Raw genomic sequence first — 18,161 nt, 5'->3', positions numbered from 1 at the left:
AGACGATGGAGTCAGCGGAGGGGTCGACGCCCCAGGTGGCGACGTTGTCGCTGCCCGCACGAATAACGGTGGCGGTGACCGTCGGCGTCGTCGCCGTGGGAGCGCTCTTCCACCTCGGCATGGTGTTCCTGCACGTCTCGCCGTCGAACACGCTCAACACCCAGCACGCCGCGGCGGTGAGCGACTACATCTATCCCGAGTTCGAGCAGAACTGGAAGCTGTTCGCGCCCGACCCGGTCCAGCAGAACAATCATGTGCAGGCCAGGGCGGAGGTCCGCAAGCCGGACGGCAGCACCCAGACCACCGGATGGGTGGACCTGACGGCGCAGGACGTGGCGGCCATGCGGCACAACCCGATCCCCAGCCACACCGACCAGAACGAGCTGCGGCGCGCCTGGGGCTACTACACCGACACCCACAACGACCAGAACCAGCCGACCTCGGGCAACGGCAGCGACCTGAGCGACACCTACCTGCGCAACATCATCTCCGAGCGCCTCGGCACGCACCTCGACGGCGGGACGGTCGTCCGCATCCAGGCCCGGGCGGCGGTCACCCCGGTCGCCAAGCCGGACTGGAGCGGCCAGGCCCCCAGCGCCACGACCACTTACCGTGAACTGCCGTGGTGGGTCCTCCCCACGGCCCCTGCCGGGCAGGAGAAGGCCTCGTGAGCGACGACCCCCGCACCCCCGCAGGATCCGCCGCTCCCGACGCCCCCGGTGCCGGTACCGGTGCCGGTGGCAGCCACGTCGCGGCCGACGCTCCCGGCAAGGACGACGCGCCCGTGCCCTCGCCCTTCGCCGGGCTCGGCGCGGCCGTCGACCGCGGTATCGCCCAGGGCCTGGCCAAGGTCACCGGCTCCGCCCTCGGTCCCTACCAGGTCGCGATCGTCCGGATCGGCTTCGCGCTGACCTGGCTGCTCTTCCTGCTGCGCGAATTCCCGCACCGCTCGGAGCTGTACGGCCCCGACAGCCCGTGGAGCTTCGACCTCGCCAAGCGGCTGATCGCCGGCAACCACGCCTTCACCGCGCTGATGTGGAGCGACAGCCGCGGCTGGTTCGAGCTGGTCTACGCGGTGGCGATCGTCAGCAGCGCCATGCTGCTGGTCGGCTGGCGCACCAGGACCGCGTCCGTGCTCTTCATGATCGGCGTGCTGTCGCTGCAGAACCGCAGCGTCTTCATGGGCGACGGCGGCGACAACGTCGTCCACCTCATGGCCATCTACCTGGTCTTCACCCGCTGCGGCCAGGTCTGGTCGGTCGACCGCAGGCTCGCCGACCGGGCCGCGGCCAGGGCCGGGGCGCGGGGCGCGGTGGAGCCCGAACTCTCCGCCGACCTGCTGCCCGCGCGCACCGGGAGCGACCCCGTGGGCGTCGGGCTGTGGGTGCTGCTGGCCGCGGGCCTGGTCCTCGCCACGTCGATGGGCAAGCTCTCCACCGAGTGGAAGGTGGCCCTGTGGGCGGGCCTGCTGGTCCAGGCGCTGTGGTGGGCGGTGCGCCGCTACGCGCCCGGCGAGCCGCGCTCGGTGCTCGACATCATGGCCAACGTCATCCACAACGGCGCCATGCTGGTGATCGTCGTGGAGGTCTGCCTGATCTACTCCACGGCCGGCTGGTACAAGATCCAGGGCAGCCGGTGGGAGGACGGCACCGCGCTCTACTACCCGCTCCACCTGGACGACTTCACGCCGTGGCCCTCGCTCTCGCACGCGCTGGCGGGCAACTCGCTGATGGTCATGCTGATTACCTACGGCACCGTCATCGTGCAGGTCGCCTTCCCCTTCACCCTCTTCAACCGCAAGGTGAAGAACGTGTTGCTGGGGGCGATGATGCTGGAGCACGCGTCGATCGCGATCGTGCTCGGGCTGCCCATCTTCTCGCTGGCGATGATCGCCGCCGACTCCGTCTTCCTGCCCACCAACTTCCTGCGCTGGATCGGCCAGCACGTGGCCCGGCTGCTGCGGCTGTCCCCCGGTCCGCGCGAGGCGGCCGCGATCCCGGGCAGCAGGCAGGCCGACGACGTCCCCGCGGGCGGCACACCGGTGGCCGAGCCGGTGACCGACCTGACCTGAGGCCCCCGGGGCCCGTCCCTTCCCGAGCCGCCCCGGCCTCCCGGACCACACCGGGCGGCCGGGGCGGCTCGGCGTCCGGCCGTAGGCTGGGCGCCATGAGCGACGAGCAGGCCGCGATCCGGCTGTCCGGGGAGCGGTCCGCCGTGATCCGCTGGCACGAGCACACCGCGGACGCGGTGCTGCTCGACGGCTTCCACGCCCTCAAGCACGCGCTGCGCTTCGGCGCCGACGTCCTCGTCGCGGTCAGCAGCGACAAGGAGGCCGTGCTGCGGCTCGCCGCCGACCTCGCGCCCGACCTGACGGCCGCCCTCAGGGCGTGCGTGACCGAGATCCCGGCCGCCGAGCTGCGCGGCCTGGTCGCCAGGGTCCACCCCACCGCGGTGGCCGCCCTCGCCGCCGCCCCCGACCCCGCGCGCCGTACCGCGGCGCTGACCGCGCTGCCCCGGCGCGCGCCCGTCGTCGTCCTCGACCGGCCCCGCAACCTCGGCAACGTCGGCGCCGTCGTCCGGCTCGCCGCCGGTTTCGGGGTGACGGGCGTGGTCACCACGGGCGACCTGGACCCCTGGCACCCCAACGCCGTACGCGCCGGCGCCGGACTCCACTACGCGACCGCGGTGACCCGCACCGGCCCGGAGGGGCTGCCGCCGGGACCGCTGCACGTCCTCGACCCGGAGGGCGAGGACATCCGGGCCGCCGAGCTGCCGGACGACGCGCTGATCGTCTTCGGCTCGGAGCGGCACGGGGTGTCCGAGGAACTGCGGGCCCGCGCCACCGCGCTGGTGGCGCTGCCGATGCGCCCGCAGGTGTCCAGCTACAACCTCGCCACCAGCGTCGGCATGGCCCTCTACCACTGGGCGGCCACCTCGGCTTCCGAGCGGGTGCCAGGCCGCTCCTGAGCACCGGCGGGGCTCGGGCGGGGCTCGGGCGGGCGGCGCGCCCCGGCTCCGGCCTGGCGCGGCTCAGGCGGGCCTGCGCACCTCCACCGTCCGGAAGCGGCCCGCAACGAAGGCCGCGTCGCACAGGGCCGCGTTGGCCGCGGGATTGCCGCCGGAGCCGTGCAGGTCGGAGAAGGCGGCCGTCTGGTTCACGTACACCCCGCCGGTCAGGTTGAGCGACAGCTGGGCGCACTCCTCGAAGCACACCTCCTCCAGCCGCCGTTCGACCTCGGGCGAGGTCGTGTAGCCGCCGACCGTCATGGCGCCGTGGTCGCGGACGGTGCGGCGCAGCAGCTTCAGCGCCTCGTCGGTGGAGTCGACGGCGACGGCGAACGCGACCGGGCCGAAGCACTCGGCGGTGAAGAGGGCCTCGCTGTCGGGCTTGGCCGCGTCCAGCCGGACCAGGGCCGGGGTGCGGACCACCGCGTCGGGGAAGTCGGGGTGGACGACCTCCCGGGAGGCGAGCGCCACTTCGCCCATGCCGGGGGCGGCCTCCACCCGGGCCCTGACCTCCGGGTTGACCAGGGCGCCGAGCAGCGCGTTGGCCCGCGCGTCGTCACCGAGCAGCTTCTCCACGGCGGCGGCGAGGTCGGCGACCACCTCGTCGTACGTCCGCGGTCCGGCCTCGGTGCCGATGCCGTGCCTGGGGATCAGCAGATTCTGCGGCGTCGTGCACATCTGGCCGCTGTAGAGGGACAGCGAGAAGGCCAGGTTGGCGAGCATGCCGCGGTAGTCGTCGGTGGAGTCGACGACCACCGTGTTGACGCCGGCCTTCTCGGTGAAGACCAGCGCCTGCCGGGCGTTGGCCTCCAGCCAGTCGCCGAAGGCGGTCGAACCGGTGTAGTCGACGATGCGGATCTCGGGGCGCAGCGCCAGCGTCTTGGCCAGGCCCTCGCCGGGGCGCTCGACGGCCAGGCACACCAGGTCGGGGGAGAAGCCCGCCTCGGCCAGTACGTCACGGGCGGCGGACACCGTCAGCGCGAGCGGCAGCACGGCCTGCGGATGGGGCTTGACCAGCACCGCGTTGCCGGTGGCCAGCGAGGCGAAGAGACCCGGGTAGCCGTTCCAGGTCGGGAAGGTGTTGCAGCCGATGACCAGGCCGACGCCGCGCGGCACCGCGGTGAAGGACTTCCGCAGCTCCAGCGGATCGCGTTTGCCCTGCGGCTTCACCCACTCGGCGGTGCCGGGCACGCGGACCTGTTCGGCGTACGCGTAGGCCACCGCTTCCAGACCGCGGTCCTGGGCGTGCGGGCCACCGGCCTGGAAGGCCATCGTGAAGGCCTGGCCGGAGGTGTGCATGACGGCGTGGGCCATCTCGTGGGTCCGCGCGTTGATCCTGGCCAGGATCTCCAGGCAGACCAGTGCCCGGGTCTCCGGTCCGGCCTCCCGCCAGGCGGGCATCGCCGCGCGCATCGCGGGCAGCAGGACGTCCGGGTCGGGGTGCGGATAGCTCACGCCCAGCTCCACGCCGTACGGCGAGCGCTCGCCGCCCGTCCACTCGTCCGTGCCCGGCTGCTCCGCCGCGAACGGGAAGGGCCTGCCGAGCAGCGCGTCGAACGCGGCCTTGCCCTCCTCGGCGTCCCCGTACGCCTTGGGGTGCTCGGGGTAGGGCGACCAGAAGCCGCGCGTCCTGATCGTGTCCAGCGCCGTGTCGAGGGTGGCGCGGTGGCGTTCTGCCAGGGACTGGGGGGAGAGACCGGCGGACAATGGGACCAACTCCTCGTCGAGCTGCGCGGAGTGAGGGCGACACAGCTAGATTAACCGAATGGTCGGTCGGGACAAGGCGGCCGTCCCGGGCCTGTGGAAAACTCTCCGGGCCCGTCGCGCCCCCGGCCACCGGGCACCGCGAGCGCCGCGACGGGCCGGGACGGGGACGGCCGGGGACGGCCGGGGACGGCCAGGGAGGGGCGGAACGTGGACGGGCAGGCACGGGCAGGACGCCGTGAGAGGGAACAGGGGACAGTGTGACCGGGATCGACCGCACCAGCACCGTGGCCGTCGTCGGCACCGGCACCATGGGCCAGGGCATCGCGCAGGTCGCGCTGCTCGCCGGCCACCGGGTGCTGCTGCACGACGCCCTTCCGGGACGGGCCGAAGCCGCCGCCGACGGCGTGGCGGGCCGCCTCGACCGACTGGTCGCCAAGGGCAGGCTCGGCGCGAGCGAGCACAAGGAGGCGCTGGCGCGGCTCGTGCCCGTGGAGAGCGCCGCCGAGCTGGCGGACGCCGCGTTCGTGGTGGAGGCCGCCGTCGAGGACCTGGCCGCTAAGCAGGCGCTCTTCGCGGGCCTGGAGGATGTCGTCGCAGACGGCTGCCTGCTGGCGACCAACACCTCCTCGCTGCCGGTGACCGCCATCGGCGGTGCGCTGCGGCTGCCGGGCCGGCTGGTCGGGATGCACTTCTTCAACCCGGCCCCGCTGCTGCCGCTGGTCGAGGTGGTCGCGGGTGCGGAGAGTTCCCCGGCGGCCGTCTCCCGCGCCGCGGACACGGCGACCGCGTGGGGCAAGACACCGGTGCGCTGCACGGACACCCCCGGCTTCATCGTCAACCGCATCGCGCGACCCTTCTACGCCGAGGCCCTGCGGCTGTACGAGGAGCGGGTCGCGGACCCGGCGACCATCGACGCCGTCCTGCGCGAATGCGGCGGCTTCGCCATGGGGCCCTTCGAGCTGATGGACCTGATCGGCCAGGACGTCAACGAGGCGGTGACCCGTACGGTCTGGGAGGCCTTCTTCCACGACCCGAAGTTCACCCCGTCGCTGGCCCAGCGCCGCCTGGTGGAGTCGGGCCGGCTCGGCAGGAAGTCCGGCCGCGGCTGGTATCCCTATCCGGCGGACGGCCGCCCCGGCGGCACCGCGGATCCCGGACACCAGCCGCACACCGCCGAACCCGCCCTGGCGCCGACCCGGGTGCTGGTGCGCGGCAGCCTGGGGCCCGCGCGGGAGGTGGTGCCGATGCTGCGGGAGGCCGGTGTCGAGGTCGCCGAGGACCCCGAGGGCGGTGACGACGGCCTCGTGCTGCCCGACGGGACGCTGCTCCGCCTGGCCGCGGGCCGGGAGAGCGACGAACCTGAGATCAGCTTCGACCTCGCGGCCGACTACCGGGCCGCCACCCGGATCGCGCTGGCACCCGAACCGGGGGTGCACGCGGACGCGGTGGCGCACGCGGTGGGCCTCTTCCAGGCGCTCGGCAAGGAGGTCAGCGTCGTCAACAGCGCTCCCGGCCTGATCGTGGCGCGGACCGTCGCCATGCTGGCCGACCTCGCGGCCGACGCGGTCGCGCGCCAGGTGGCCTCCGCCGAGGACGTCGACACCGCGATGCGGCTGGGGGTCAACTACCCGCTGGGCCCGCTGGAATGGTGCGACCGTATCTCGGCGCACTATGTGGTGGATGTGCTGGAGGGGATGCACGACGTGTACCCCACCGGGCGCTACGCGCCCAGCCAGGGGCTGAGGCGGCGCGCGTGGCGGGAGCAGGATGTGATCTCCTCATGACCATGCCGAAGCGCGACACCTATACGCCGGACTCGCTGCTCGCCGTGGCCGTGGAGGTCTTCAACGAGCGCGGTTACGACGGCACGTCCATGGAGGACCTCTCCCGCGTGGCCGGGATCTCCAAGTCCTCCATCTACCACCATGTGCGCGGCAAGGAGGAGCTGCTCCACCGGGCGGTGGGGCGCGCGCTCGACGCGCTCTTCGGCATCCTGGAGGAGCCCGCGGCGCGGGAGGGTGCCGCGGTGCGGCAGCTGGAGTTCGTCATCCGGCGCACGGCCGTGGTCCTGATGGACGAACTCCCCTATGTGACGCTGCTGCTGCGGGTGCGCGGCAACACCACGACGGAGCGCTGGGCCATGAAGCGCCGCCGGGAGTTCGACCAGCGGGTCGCGGAGCTGCTCAAGGCCGCGGTGGCGGAGGGGGACCTGCGGACGGACGTGGAGGCGCGGCTGGCGACCAGGCTGCTCTTCGGGATGATCAACTCCATAGCCGAGTGGTACCGGCCGGCCGCCAAGGGCGCGCTGGACCGGGAGCAGGTCGCCGACGCCGTGGTGCGGCTGGCCTTCGACGGGCTGCGCGCGTAGGAGGCGGACGCAGGGCACCTGGCCTCGCCCCGCGTCACCCGAACGGGCGAAGGCGGGCCGCGAGCTGTCGGGAGCGGCGGCCGGACCTGGCGGCGCCGGGCCCCTGCCGGGCGTCCGGGTCAGTCGCCGACTACCAGGTCCGTCTCCTCGAAGACCAGCAGCGTCCTGCTGCTCAGCACCTCCTCGATCAGCTGGAGGCGGGTGAGGACCAGCTCCCGCAGACTGCGGTTGTCGACGGTGTGCACCAGCAGCAGGACGTCGAAATCGCCGCTGACCAGGGCGATGTGGACGACGCCGGGAAGGGCAACGAGCTTTTCCCGCACCGTTCGCCAGGAATTCTGGACGATCTTGAGGGTGATGTAGGCGGAGGCGGCGTGCCCGGCCCGCTCGTGGTCCACCCGGGCCGTGAAGCCGCGTATCACCCCGTCCTCGATGAGCCGGTTGATCCGGGCGTACGCGTTCGCCCGGGACACGTGCACCCGTTCCGCCACCGAACGCACCGAGGCCCTGCCGTCCTCCTGGAGCAGCCGGAGGATCGTGCGGTCCGTCGGGTCCAGCGGCCGCGCTGCGGGCTCCTGGTCGGCCATCTGTTCTCTCGCCATCCCCCCGGGGCTCCCTACCATGGACGTACTGGCTCCATCTCAGGCTGTGCAGAACCGTTTGTCCACAGGCGGAACCACCCCGTAGCCAAAATGCCTCCGGCGACCGAACAATCGGTAGGGAGAGCGGAACCCGCTCGCGCTCCCGACTGCTGACGGTCACCGACCACAAGGAGGTGCTCGCGATGACCGTGCTGGACACCCCCGCCTGGCGGCCTCGCGCCGACGCCGCGCCGCTGCTGCCCGACCCGGAGCCCTACCGGTTGCTCGGCACCCCGGCCGCCGCGCGTCTCGACCCCGCGCTGCTGCGCGCCCTGTACGCGCAGCTCGTCCGCGGACGCCGCTACAACCGGCAGGCCACCGCCCTGACCAAGCAGGGCCGGCTCGCCGTCTACCCGTCCAGCACCGGCCAGGAGGCCTGCGAGGTCGCCGCCGCTCTCGCCCTCGCACCCGCCGACTGGCTTTTTCCCAGCTACCGCGACACCCTCGCCGTGGTGGCCCGCGGGGTGGACCCGGTCGAGGCGCTGACGCTGCTGCGCGGCGACTGGCACACCGGGTACGACCCGCGCGTCCACCGCGTCGCCCCGCTCAGCACGCCGCTCGCCACCCAACTGCCGCACGCCGTCGGCCTCGCCCACGCCGCCCGGCTCAGCGGGGACCCGGTGGCCGCGCTCGCCATGGTCGGCGACGGGGGCACGAGCGAGGGCGACTTCCACGAGGCACTCAACTTCGCCGCCGTCTGGCGGGCGCCGGTGGTCTTCCTGGTGCAGAACAACGGCTTCGCCATCTCCGTCCCCCTGGCCAAGCAGACCGCGGCCCCCACCTTCGCGCACAAGGCCGTGGGCTACGGCATGCCGGGAAGGCTGGTGGACGGCAACGACGCACCGGCAGTCCACCAGATCCTCACCGAGGCGCTGAACCGCGCGCGGGACGGCGGCGGCCCCACCCTGGTCGAGGCGGTCACCTACCGGATCGACGCGCACACCAACGCCGACGACGCGGGCCGCTACCGCGAGGAGGCCGAGGTCGCCGCGTGGCGCGCGCACGACCCGGTGGAGCTGCTGGAAAGGGAACTGACCGGCCGCGGGCTGCTCGACGAGGCGGGGCGGCAGCAGGCGGCCGACGAGGCGGAGACGCTCGCCGCCGACCTGCGCGCACGGATGCACGAGGAGCCCTCGCTCGACCCGATGGAGCTCTTCGCACACGTCTACGCCGAGCCCACGCAGCAACTGCGCGAACAGGCCGAGATGCTGCGCGCGGAGATAGCGGCGGAGGCGGCGGAGGCAGCAGAGGCGGCGGAGGCCGCGGAAGCAGCCGCGGCCGCTCCCGCGGAGGAGCCGGCGGCGGAGCGCCGGCCATGACCACTGCCACCACCGACGCGGGCCGCACGGCGCCGCCCGCCCGTAAGCAGACCACCATGGCGCAGGCGCTCAACCAGGCGCTGCGGGACGCCCTCGCGGCGGATCCGGCCGTGCACGTCATGGGGGAGGACGTCGGCACGCTGGGCGGGGTCTTCCGCATCACCGATGGTCTGACCAGGGATTTCGGCGAGGACCGCTGCACGGACACCCCGCTCGCCGAGGCCGGGATCCTCGGAGCGGCCGTCGGCATGGCGATGTACGGGCTGCGGCCGGTCGTCGAGATGCAGTTCGACGCCTTCGCCTACCCGGCCTTCGAGCAGCTCGTCAGCCATGTCGCCCGGATGCGCAACCGCACCCGGGGCGCGCTGCCGCTGCCCATCACCGTGCGGATCCCCTACGGCGGCGGCATCGGCGGTGTGGAGCACCACAGCGACTCCTCGGAGGCCTACTACGTCCACACCCCGGGCCTGCACGTCTACACCCCGGCCACGGTGGAGGACGCCTACGGCATGCTGCGGGCGGCCATCGCCTCCGACGACCCGGTCGTCTTCCTGGAGCCGAAGCGGCTGTACTGGTCGAAGGCCGACTGGTCGCCACGGGAGCCGGTGGCGGTGCCGCCGCCGGGACAGGCCATGGTGCGCCGGGCCGGGCGCACGGCGACGCTGGTGACCTACGGGCCGTCGCTGCCGGTGTGCCTGGAGGCGGCGGAGGCGGCCACGGCGGAGGGCTGGGATCTGGGCGTGGTGGACCTGCGCAGCCTGGTGCCCTTCGACGAGGAGACCGTCGCGGCGGCCGTGCGCGCCACCGGGCGGGCCGTCGTGGTCCACGAGGCGGCAGGGTTCGCCGGGGCGGGCGCGGAGATCGCCGCCCGCATCACCGAACGCTGCTTCCACCACCTGGAGGCACCCGTGCTGCGGGTCACCGGCTTCGACATCCCGTACCCGCCGCCGATGCTCGAACGGCACCACCTCCCCGGTGTGGACCGCATCCTCGACGCGGTCGGCCGACTCCAGTGGGAGGACGACTGATGGCCGTGGTGCGCGAGTTCACCCTCCCCGACCTCGGGGAAGGGCTGACGGAGGCGGAGATCGTCCGCTGGCTGGTGGAGGTCGGCGACGTGGTCGCGATCGACCAGCCGGTGGTCGAACTGGAGACGGCCAAGGCCGTGGTCGAGGTGCCGTGCCCCTACGGAGGCGTGGTCACCGCGCGGTTCGGCGAGGAGGGCGAGTCGCTCGCCGTGGGACGGCCGCTGGTGACCGTCGCGGTCGGGTCCGCCGACGCTGACGCGGCCGGTGGTGCGGACGGCGCCGCCCCCGCGGGAGCCGCGGACGGCGGACAGGGCTCCGGCAACGTGCTGGTCGGCTACGGCACCGCCGGTGCCGCGGGCCGCCGCCGGGGGCGGATCCGGGCGGGCGGCCGGCGGGCCGCACCGGGCGCCGCCCCGGTGGCGGCCGGTCCCGCGCCCGCGGCGGTCGCGCCGCCTCCGGCTCCCGCTCCCCCGCCGACGCCCGTGCCCGACGCGTCGGCCGGGCCGGCCAGGTCCGATGGTGCGGCCGCTGAGGACGGTGCGGACCGCGGGCCGGTGGCCGTCATCTCGCCGCTCGTGCGGCGGATCGCCCGCGAGCACGGGCTGGACCTGCGGACGCTGGCCGGAAGCGGGCCCGAGGGACTGATCCTGCGCTCCGACGTCGAGCGCGCGATCACGGCGGCCCCCGCTTCCGTTTCCCCCGCCGCCGCTCCCGCCGTCCCGGTTCCCGCCACCGCCCCCACGGCCGTACCGGAGGGCGCGGAGCGGGTGCCGCTGCGCGGGATACGGCGGGCCGCCGCGGAGAAGCTGGCCCGCAGCCGCCGCGAAGTGCCCGACGCGACCTGCTGGGTGGACGCCGACGCCACCGAACTGCTCGCGGCCCGCGCCGCGATGAACGCCTCGGGACAGCGCCGGATCTCCGTGCTCGCGTTGCTGGCCAGGGTGGTCACGGCCGCGCTGGCCCGCTACCCGGACCTCAACGCCACCGTGGACACCGAGCGTTCGGAGATCGTGCGGCTGCCCGCAGTGCACCTCGGCTTCGCCGCGCAGACCGACCGCGGCCTCGTGGTGCCCGTGCTGCGCGACGCCCACACGATGACCACGGCGGCGCTGGCGGACGGGATCGCCCGGCTCACGGAGTCCGCCCGCGCCGGAACGCTGTCCCCGGCCGAGCTGACCGGCGGGACGTTCACGCTGAACAACTACGGCGTCTTCGGTGTCGACGGCTCCACGCCGATCATCAACCACCCCGAGGCCGGGATGCTCGGTGTGGGCCGGATCGTCGCGAAACCGTGGGTGCACGAGGGCGAGCTGGCGGTGCGCCAGGTGGTGCAGCTGTCCTTCACCTTCGACCACCGGGTGTGCGACGGCGGTGCCGCGGGCGGCTTCCTGCGGATGGTGGCCGACTGCGTCGAGCAGCCCGCCGTGCTGCTGGCGGCCGTCTGACCCGCCCCGGCCCGCTGCTGACCCGTTCCCCCGGCCGTGTCGCGCACCGGCCGGGGGATACTCGGCGTCATGACGACGAGCTACGACGCGGTGGTGCCGGCCGGCGGCGCGGCCCGGCGGCTGGGCGGCGCCGACAAGCCCGCGCTGGCGGTCGGTGGCCGGACGCTGCTCGACCGGGTGCTCTCGGTGTGCGCGGACGCGGACCGCACCGTCGTCGTCGGCCCGCGCAGGCCCACCGCCCGGCCGGTGCGCTGGACCCGGGAAGAGCCCGCGGGCGGCGGCCCGCTGCCCGCGCTGGCCGCCGGACTCGCCGCGCTCGGCGGCCCGGACCGTCCGCCGGTCGTGCTCGTGCTCGCGGCCGACCTGCCCTTCCTCACGGTGGACACGGTCACGGCGCTCACCGGCGGCCTCACCGGCGCATGGGAGGGTGTGCTGCTCACCGACGCGGGCGGCCGCGACCAGCCGCTCGCGGCGGCCTACCGGGCCGAGCCGCTGCGCCGCGAGGCCGCGCTGCTCCGGGCCGAGTACGGCACCCTGTCGGGCCTTCCGCTGCGGCTGCTCACCTCGGCTCTGACGCTGCGCCGGATCCCCGACCCCACCGGCCGGGCGAGTTTCGACTGCGACACATGGGAGGACGTCGCCGTCGCGCGCTCCCGCCTGGACCCGCGCGGCGGTCTGCCCGGAGTCTGACGCCCCGTCGGCGCCGCCCACGGGCGCCGGTGGGCCGGGCGGGGTGTCCACGGGGTGAGCCTGGGTGGCTTGCGCGGGCGGATCGGGGACCATGGGCGTGTGGTGGACGAATGGATCGCAGCAGTCAAGACCGAACTGGGCATCGAACTCGACGTGGACACCGGTGTCCTGCTCGACCTGGCCCGTGACGCCGCGCACGGTGTCGCGCGCCCGGCGGCGCCGCTGACCACCTTCCTGGTGGGCTACGCGGCCGCGCAGGCCGGTGGCGGGCCGCAGGCCGTGCGGGAGGCGGCGCGCAAGGCCGCGGACCTGGCCGTGCACTGGCCGGAACCGGAGGAATAAGCCGGATGAACGGCCCCCGTGACCGCGGCGCGAGCGGTGAGGACGCCGCCGACCGCGCCCTGGACGACGCCCTCGCGCTGGCCAACGGGCCCCGGGGCAGGGCGGGCCGGAGCGCGCGGCCGCCCGCCAACGACCCGCTGGCGGTCGCGCTCGGCCACGAGCCGGTGCGCGCGCCCGAGCCCGCCCAGCCCGCGGCGAGCACCGTCTCCTGGCCGGAGGCGCGGCGTATCGCCCGCCGGGCGGGGCGCAGGCTCGACGCGCGGGCGCTGCCGCTCGGCGAGGAGGTGCTCGGCATGGCACTGGCGCGGCCGCTCGCCGCGCTGACGGACCTGCCCTCCTTCGACTCCTCCGCGATGGACGGCTGGGCGGTCGCGGGCCAGGGCCCGTGGCGGCTGAAGGGGCAGGTGCTCGCCGGGCAGCGGCGGCCGTCCGACCCCCTGCTGGGCGGCCACGCGGTGCGTATCGCCACCGGTGCGGTGCTGCCGCCGGGCACCACCGCGGTGCTGCGCAGCGAGCACGGTGGTGTGCGGCAGCGGACCGACGGCGAGTGGCTGCACGTACTGGCGCCGCACTCCCCTCCCGGGCCCGGCCAGGAGATACGGCGCAGGGGCCAGGAATGCCGCAGCGGTGACGAACTGCTGCCCACGGGGGCGCTGGTCACCCCGGCGGTGCTCGGGCTGGCCGCCGCGGCGGGATACGACGAGCTGACCGTCGTCATGCGCCCCCGGGTCGAGATCCTGGTGCTCGGCGACGAGCTGCTGGACCAGGGGCCGCCCCGGACCGGGCGGGTGCGCGACGCGCTCGGCCCGATGCTGCCGTCGTGGCTGCGCGGGCTCGGCGCGGACGTCACCGGGGTGCGGCGGCTCGCGGACGACGCCGACGTGCTGCACGCCGCCCTGGCATCGAGCACCGCCGACCTGGTGGTGACCACCGGCGGGACGGCGGGCGGCCCGGTCGACCATGTGCATCCCGTACTGGCCCGGCTCGGCGCCGGGCTGCTCGTCGACGGGGTGGCGGTGCGGCCGGGGCACCCCATGCTGCTCGCCCGGCTGCCCGCCGGGGGCCTGCTGGCCGGGCTGCCCGGCAATCCACTCGCGGCCGTCTCCGGCGTGCTCACCCTGGTCGCCCCCGTGCTGCGCACGCTGGCCGGACGGCCGCTGCCGGCCCCGTACGCGGCGCCGCTGACCTCGGACGTGCCGGGCCACCCGGTGGACACCCGGCTCGTGCCTGTCGTCTTCGACGACGAATCGGCCGCGCGCCCGCTGCACTTCACCGGTCCGGCGATGCTGCGCGGGCTGGCCGCGGCGGACGGTATGGCGGTGATCCCGCCGGGCGGCGGGAGGGCCGGGGAGGAGACGGCGGTGCTGGACACCGGGGTGCTCGCGCCCGCGTGGGGGAGCGGTACATGACCCCGCCGGAGGGGCCGGGCGGCGGGGACGAGGCTCCGCCGCCCGACGCCACGCCCGGCGGACACGTGGTGGCCTTCCCGCACCAGGCCGCGGGGCCGCTGGTGCAGGTGAGCAAGCGGCTGCTGCTCGCGCTGCTGGTGCTCGCCGTCACCGTCGTCCTCGTCTACACCGACCGCCGCGGCTACCACGACGCCGCCGACACCTCGGTGGGCTTCCTCGACGCGCTCTACTACTCGACGGTCACGCTGTCGACGACGGGCTACGGCGACATCGTCCCGTACAGCACCAGCGCGCGCCTGACGACCACCTTTCTTGTGACGCCACTGCGCGTACTCTTCCTGATCATCCTGGTCGGCACGACGCTGGAAGTACTGACCGAGCGGACCAGGGAGCAGTTCCGGATCACCCGTTGGAGGAGAACGGTGCGCGATCACGTCGTCATCGTGGGGTACGGCACCAAGGGCCGGTCCGCGGCGCGGACGCTGCTGGGGCGCGGGGTGCCGAAGGAGCAGATCGTGGTCGTCGACCCGAACCACAAGGCGGTGCACGGCGCGACCGAGGAGGGGTTCGTCGCGGTCGCGGGCGACGCGACGCACAGCGAGGTGCTGCGCAGGGCCGAGGCGCAGCGGGCGCGGCAGATCGTCGTCGCGGCGCAGCGCGACGACACCGCCGTCTTGGTCACACTGACCGCGCGTCAGCTCAACCCGACCGCGCACATCGTCGCGTCCGTCCGCGAGGACGAGAACGGGCCGCTGCTGCGGCAGTCGGGCGCCGACTCCGTCATCACCAGCTCCGGCTACGCGGGGCGGCTGCTGGGGCTCGGCGTGCTCAGCCCCAGCGTCGGGCAGGTGATGGACGACCTGATCACCTACGGCAGCGGGCTCGACCTCATCGAGCGGCCGGTCACGGCGTCCGAGGCGGGCAGGGCGCCGCGCGAGTGCGGCGATCTGGTGGTGTCGGTCAAGCGCGGCTCGCGCCTTCTCGGCCACGACGACCCGGACGCCTCGCCGCTGCGCCCGGGCGACCGGCTGATCACCATCCACCGGGCGACCGGCGGTACGGAGACCGCGCCGCTGGACTGACCGCGGGATCCAGCACCGCAGCACGGCGCGACGGACCGCCGCGAACGCTTCCCGTAAGGTCGGGGCATGCGTGCGATCACCATTGCCGAGCCCGGCGGGCCCGATGTGCTGGTCCTCTCCGAGGTGCCCGACCCCGAACCGGGTCCGGGCGAAGTGCTCGTCGAGGTCGCGGCCTCGGCCGTGAACCGCGCCGACGTCCTGCAGCGGCAGGGCTTCTACGACCCGCCGCCCGGTGCCTCCCGCTACCCCGGCCTCGAATGCTCCGGGCGGATCGTGCGACTCGGCCCCGGCGTGGCCGGGTGGGCGGTCGGCGACGAGGTGTGCGCGCTGCTGTCCGGCGGCGGCTACGCCGAGCTGGTGGCGGTGCCGGTCGGGCAGCTGCTGCCGCTGCCCGAGGGCATCGACCCGGTCACGGCGGCGGGGCTGCCCGAGGTGACCGCGACGGTCTGGTCCAACGTCTTCCAGATCGCGCACCTGCGGCCGGGCGAGACACTGCTCGTGCACGGCGGCTCCAGCGGCATCGGCACCATGGCCATCCAGCTCGGGAAGGCTGTCGGCGCGACGGTCGCGACCACCGCGGGCACGGCGGAGAAGCTGGCCTTCTGCGGCGAGCTGGGTGCCGACATCCTGGTCAACTACCGGGAGCAGGACTTCGTCGAGCAGCTCGGTGACGGGGGCGCCGACGTCATCCTGGACGTGGTCGGGGCGAAGTACCTGGATCGCAACCTCGACGCCCTGGCCCTGAACGGGCGCCTGGTCGTCATCGGCATGCAGGGCGGCGTCAAGGCGGAACTCAACCTCGCGAAGCTGCTCGCCAAGCGTGCCGCCGTGATCGCGACCAGTCTGCGGGCCCGGCCGGAGACGGAGAAGGCGGCGATCGTCGCGGCTGTCCGCGAGCACGTCTGGCCGCTGGTCGAGGCGGGCACCGTCCGCCCGGTCGTCGACCGGGCCTTCCCGCTGGCCGAGGCCGCCGCGGCGCACCGGCTGATGGAGAGCAGCGAGCACGTCGGCAAGATCCTGCTCACCGTCTGACCGCCAACACCCCGCTCCCCGCCCGGGATGCCGGAATTGTCGCTTCGTGTGACGCTGATCCCACCGAGAGTCCGGCGGAGAGGCGAGGGACGTGCGGTGGGCATCCGGCAGGCGGGGGTCACTCCCCGATGCCGCGCATCCCGTCCGCCCGGCCGCCGCCGCGGCCTTCCGGGCGGCAGCTCCCGCACTGCTCGCCGTGGCCCTCCTCGGCTCCGGCGCCACGGGGCGTCCCGTCGCGCCGGAGGGGGCGACACCCCCCTCCGGGCAGCGTGCGTCGCCGCAGGCCGCCGCTCCCGGCGTGGCCCGCCCGCCCCGGCCGGGGCACGACCAGCGGCCCGGCGGTCCGCAGCCCGGCGGGGCCGCGGACTTCCCGCCGCCCGGATCCACCGGTCCCGGCCACCCCGTGCGACCCGTGGCACCGTCGCAGCCCGCGCGGCCCTCGCCGCCCGGACCGGGGCGCCCGTCCGTGAGCGGCCCGCACCCCGGCGCGCCGCGTCCACCCGCCACTTCCGGCATGCCTGCCATGCCGTCACCTCCTCGCTCGCTCCCGCCCGCCTCCGCCGGCCCGTCCGGGCCTCCCCGTCCTTCCGGGAAGCCCGCCCATTCCGGTCCCGCCCGTTCCGATCCGGCGCGGGCGCCCGCGCCGTCGGCTCCCCGCGGCGCACCGCTGAGGCCTCCCGCGCGACTCCCCGCCGACGGATCCGGCCAGGGCGTCCACGCGCGGCACCGCGCCTACGAGGACCGGCCCCGGCAGCGCCGCTACGACCACGGCTTCCGCGAGCAGGCACCCTCGCTCCTGCCCGGCGCGGGCTCCACCGGCCCCGAGCCGACGGCGACCACGCTTCCCGCGCCGGCCGCGGTGCAGAGCGACCCGCCGCCGACCACCACCCGGAAGCCCCGGGTGCTCCGGGTGCTGCCGCTCGGGGCCGGGATGATGCTGGTCGGGCTCGGTCTCGGCTTTCTCGGCCTCCGCCTGCGCCGGACCTGACGGCCCAGCACCCGATCGAACCGCACCCGACAGCCCGGATCGCCAGGCCCCGATCGCACCGGCGCCCGACCCCCAGGCCCCCGATCGCCCGAAACCTGGCCGACCGGCCGCCCACCCTGTTCTCCCCCGCGTGCCCGCGCCTGCGCGCGTGCCCGCGGGCGCATGCGTACCCGCCCGCGCGAGAGTTTCCGTCCCGGCTGCCCGCCGTCGCAGGTGACCGTTCCCGATCATGATTGCCTGCGGCGCGGCCGCTCGAACATCGAACGCCCTTCGTTCATTCGTTCGAGTGAAGGGAGGTCCCGGCTCGCCGATCGCTCTTGCCGGAGGTGACCTTACTCGGTATACATACTGAGTATGTCGATCCGTCACGGCCTGCTGGCCCTCCTCGAACGAGGGCCGCGTTACGGCTACCAGCTACGCACCGAGTTCGAGTCGCGCACCGGTTCCACCTGGCCGCTCAACGTCGGGCAGGTGTACACCACCGTCGCCCGGCTGGAGCGTGACGGCCTGGTCGTGCCCGCGGGCGAGGACGACGCGGGGCACGCCCTCTACGCCATCACGGAGGACGGGCGCGACGAGCTCAGACGCTGGTTCACCACGCCGGTGGACCGCGCGAGTCCGCCGCGCGACGAGCTCGCGATAAAGCTCGCGATGGCGGTGGGGACGCCCGATGTGGATGTCCGCACCGTCATCCAGGCCCAGCGCGCCCACACCATCCAGGCCATGCAGGACTACACGCGGCTGAAGGCGCAGGCGCTGGAGGCGGCGGGCGCCCGCCCGGGAGTCTTCGACCCGGACGACGTGGCCTGGCAACTGGTCCTGGACCAGATGATCTTCCAGGCCGAGGCGGAGGCCCGCTGGCTGGACCACTGCGAGACCCGGCTCGTCCGGCTCGCCCCGCAGGCGGCCGCCGACCGGCAGCGGAAAGAAGAGGAAGAACAAGAGGACAGCCCGGGCGGGGACGGCGCCGCGGAGCGGACGGGCACCGCACCGCAGCAGGGCGTGGCGCGGGCCGGCGGGCTGCGCGGCGCGCTGCGGCGGCCCCGGCGCTGACCGTCCGCCCGCCCGGTCCTGACGGAGGACGAGCGGGAGACGGGGTCGCGG

At 74.6% G+C, this 18,161-nt stretch carries 15 protein-coding genes and 2 pseudogenes; 15 read left to right on the top strand and 2 right to left on the bottom strand.

Translation table 11 applies throughout. The features are described 5' to 3' along the window. The first annotated feature begins 5 nt into the window (after nucleotides 1–5). From ACH4PY_RS02395 to ACH4PY_RS02385, 3 genes are all read left to right on the top strand, one after another. Entirely contained in the window at nucleotides 6–671 is a 666-nt protein-coding gene (locus ACH4PY_RS02395) for a DUF5819 family protein (RefSeq protein ID WP_398175026.1), read from the top strand. Then, nucleotides 668–2,071: an HTTM domain-containing protein gene (locus ACH4PY_RS02390; RefSeq protein ID WP_398175023.1), complete on the top strand. Its 1,404-nt coding sequence runs from the start codon at nucleotides 668–670 to the stop codon at nucleotides 2,069–2,071. Before ACH4PY_RS02395 ends, ACH4PY_RS02390 begins: the two co-directional genes overlap by 4 nt. Nucleotides 2,072–2,166: 95 nt before the next feature. Further along, on the top strand, nucleotides 2,167–2,967 hold the full coding sequence (locus tag ACH4PY_RS02385; protein ID WP_398175020.1) for a TrmH family RNA methyltransferase: 801 nt from the start codon (nucleotides 2,167–2,169) through the stop codon (nucleotides 2,965–2,967). 63 nt (nucleotides 2,968–3,030) lie between these two features. Here ACH4PY_RS02385 and paaN read toward each other — a convergent pair whose 3' ends face one another. After that, nucleotides 3,031–4,713 carry a phenylacetic acid degradation protein PaaN gene (paaN, locus tag ACH4PY_RS02380; RefSeq protein ID WP_398175017.1) on the bottom strand — a complete coding sequence of 561 codons (1,683 nt, stop codon included), beginning with the start codon at nucleotides 4,711–4,713 and terminating at the stop codon, nucleotides 3,031–3,033. Between the two features lie 257 nt (nucleotides 4,714–4,970). Here paaN and ACH4PY_RS02375 point away from each other — a divergent pair, with 257 nt between their 5' ends. Both ACH4PY_RS02375 and ACH4PY_RS02370 read left to right on the top strand, forming a co-directional pair. Beyond that, nucleotides 4,971–6,497, top strand: coding sequence for a 3-hydroxyacyl-CoA dehydrogenase (locus tag ACH4PY_RS02375; RefSeq protein ID WP_398175014.1), 1,527 nt, complete (start codon nucleotides 4,971–4,973; stop codon nucleotides 6,495–6,497). Beyond that, a complete protein-coding gene (locus ACH4PY_RS02370; protein ID WP_398175011.1) occupies nucleotides 6,494–7,081 on the top strand; it encodes a TetR/AcrR family transcriptional regulator in 588 nt (195 codons plus the stop codon). The genes ACH4PY_RS02375 and ACH4PY_RS02370 overlap by 4 nt, the downstream gene beginning before the upstream one ends. 119 nt (nucleotides 7,082–7,200) lie before the next feature. On the opposite strand, the gene ACH4PY_RS02365 is transcribed toward ACH4PY_RS02370, so the two are convergent. Further along, nucleotides 7,201–7,683 (bottom strand): Lrp/AsnC family transcriptional regulator, encoded by a 483-nt coding sequence (locus ACH4PY_RS02365; protein ID WP_398175008.1) that lies wholly within the window; start codon nucleotides 7,681–7,683, stop codon nucleotides 7,201–7,203. Nucleotides 7,684–7,865: 182 nt separating this feature from the next. On the opposite strand from ACH4PY_RS02365, the gene pdhA reads away from it, so the two are divergent. The 10 genes and pseudogenes from pdhA to ACH4PY_RS02315 all read left to right on the top strand — a co-directional run bounded on the left by pdhA (nucleotide 7,866) and on the right by ACH4PY_RS02315 (nucleotide 18,110). Next, complete coding sequence (pdhA, locus tag ACH4PY_RS02360; protein WP_398175005.1) at nucleotides 7,866–9,041, top strand: pyruvate dehydrogenase (acetyl-transferring) E1 component subunit alpha; 1,176 nt, start codon at nucleotides 7,866–7,868, stop codon at nucleotides 9,039–9,041. Beyond that, a complete protein-coding gene (locus tag ACH4PY_RS02355) occupies nucleotides 9,038–10,069 on the top strand; it encodes an alpha-ketoacid dehydrogenase subunit beta (RefSeq protein ID WP_398175002.1) in 1,032 nt (343 codons plus the stop codon). Before pdhA ends, ACH4PY_RS02355 begins: the two co-directional genes overlap by 4 nt. Next, nucleotides 10,069–11,514: a dihydrolipoamide acetyltransferase family protein gene (locus ACH4PY_RS02350; protein WP_398174999.1), complete on the top strand. Its 1,446-nt coding sequence runs from the start codon at nucleotides 10,069–10,071 to the stop codon at nucleotides 11,512–11,514. Before ACH4PY_RS02355 ends, ACH4PY_RS02350 begins: the two co-directional genes overlap by 1 nt. A 69-nt stretch (nucleotides 11,515–11,583) precedes the next feature. Beyond that, nucleotides 11,584–12,168 (top strand): annotated as a pseudogene (locus ACH4PY_RS02345) (molybdenum cofactor guanylyltransferase); the annotation flags it as partial. Nucleotides 12,169–12,282: 114 nt separating this feature from the next. Beyond that, nucleotides 12,283–12,546 (top strand): annotated as a pseudogene (locus ACH4PY_RS02340) (DUF6457 domain-containing protein); the annotation flags it as partial. Nucleotides 12,547–12,551: 5 nt separating this feature from the next. Next, nucleotides 12,552–13,955, top strand: a complete 1,404-nt coding sequence (locus ACH4PY_RS02335; protein ID WP_398174996.1) for a molybdopterin molybdotransferase MoeA — start codon at nucleotides 12,552–12,554, stop codon at nucleotides 13,953–13,955. Continuing rightward, a complete protein-coding gene (locus ACH4PY_RS02330; protein WP_398174993.1) occupies nucleotides 13,952–15,037 on the top strand; it encodes a potassium channel family protein in 1,086 nt (361 codons plus the stop codon). The genes ACH4PY_RS02335 and ACH4PY_RS02330 overlap by 4 nt, the downstream gene beginning before the upstream one ends. A 66-nt stretch (nucleotides 15,038–15,103) precedes the next feature. Beyond that, a complete protein-coding gene (locus ACH4PY_RS02325) occupies nucleotides 15,104–16,069 on the top strand; it encodes an NAD(P)H-quinone oxidoreductase (protein WP_398174990.1) in 966 nt (321 codons plus the stop codon). Nucleotides 16,070–16,592: 523 nt separating this feature from the next. Continuing rightward, nucleotides 16,593–17,057: a hypothetical protein gene (locus ACH4PY_RS02320; RefSeq protein ID WP_398174987.1), complete on the top strand. Its 465-nt coding sequence runs from the start codon at nucleotides 16,593–16,595 to the stop codon at nucleotides 17,055–17,057. A gap of 354 nt (nucleotides 17,058–17,411) precedes the next feature. Beyond that, complete coding sequence (locus tag ACH4PY_RS02315; RefSeq protein WP_398174984.1) at nucleotides 17,412–18,110, top strand: PadR family transcriptional regulator; 699 nt, start codon at nucleotides 17,412–17,414, stop codon at nucleotides 18,108–18,110. Nucleotides 18,111–18,161: the final 51 nt, after the last annotated feature.

The sequence above is a fragment of the Streptomyces sp. NPDC021224 genome, assembly GCF_044332905.1.
Classification (GTDB): Bacteria; Actinomycetota; Actinomycetes; order Streptomycetales; family Streptomycetaceae; genus Actinacidiphila.
This window is presented reverse-complemented; position numbering and strand designations above follow the sequence as displayed.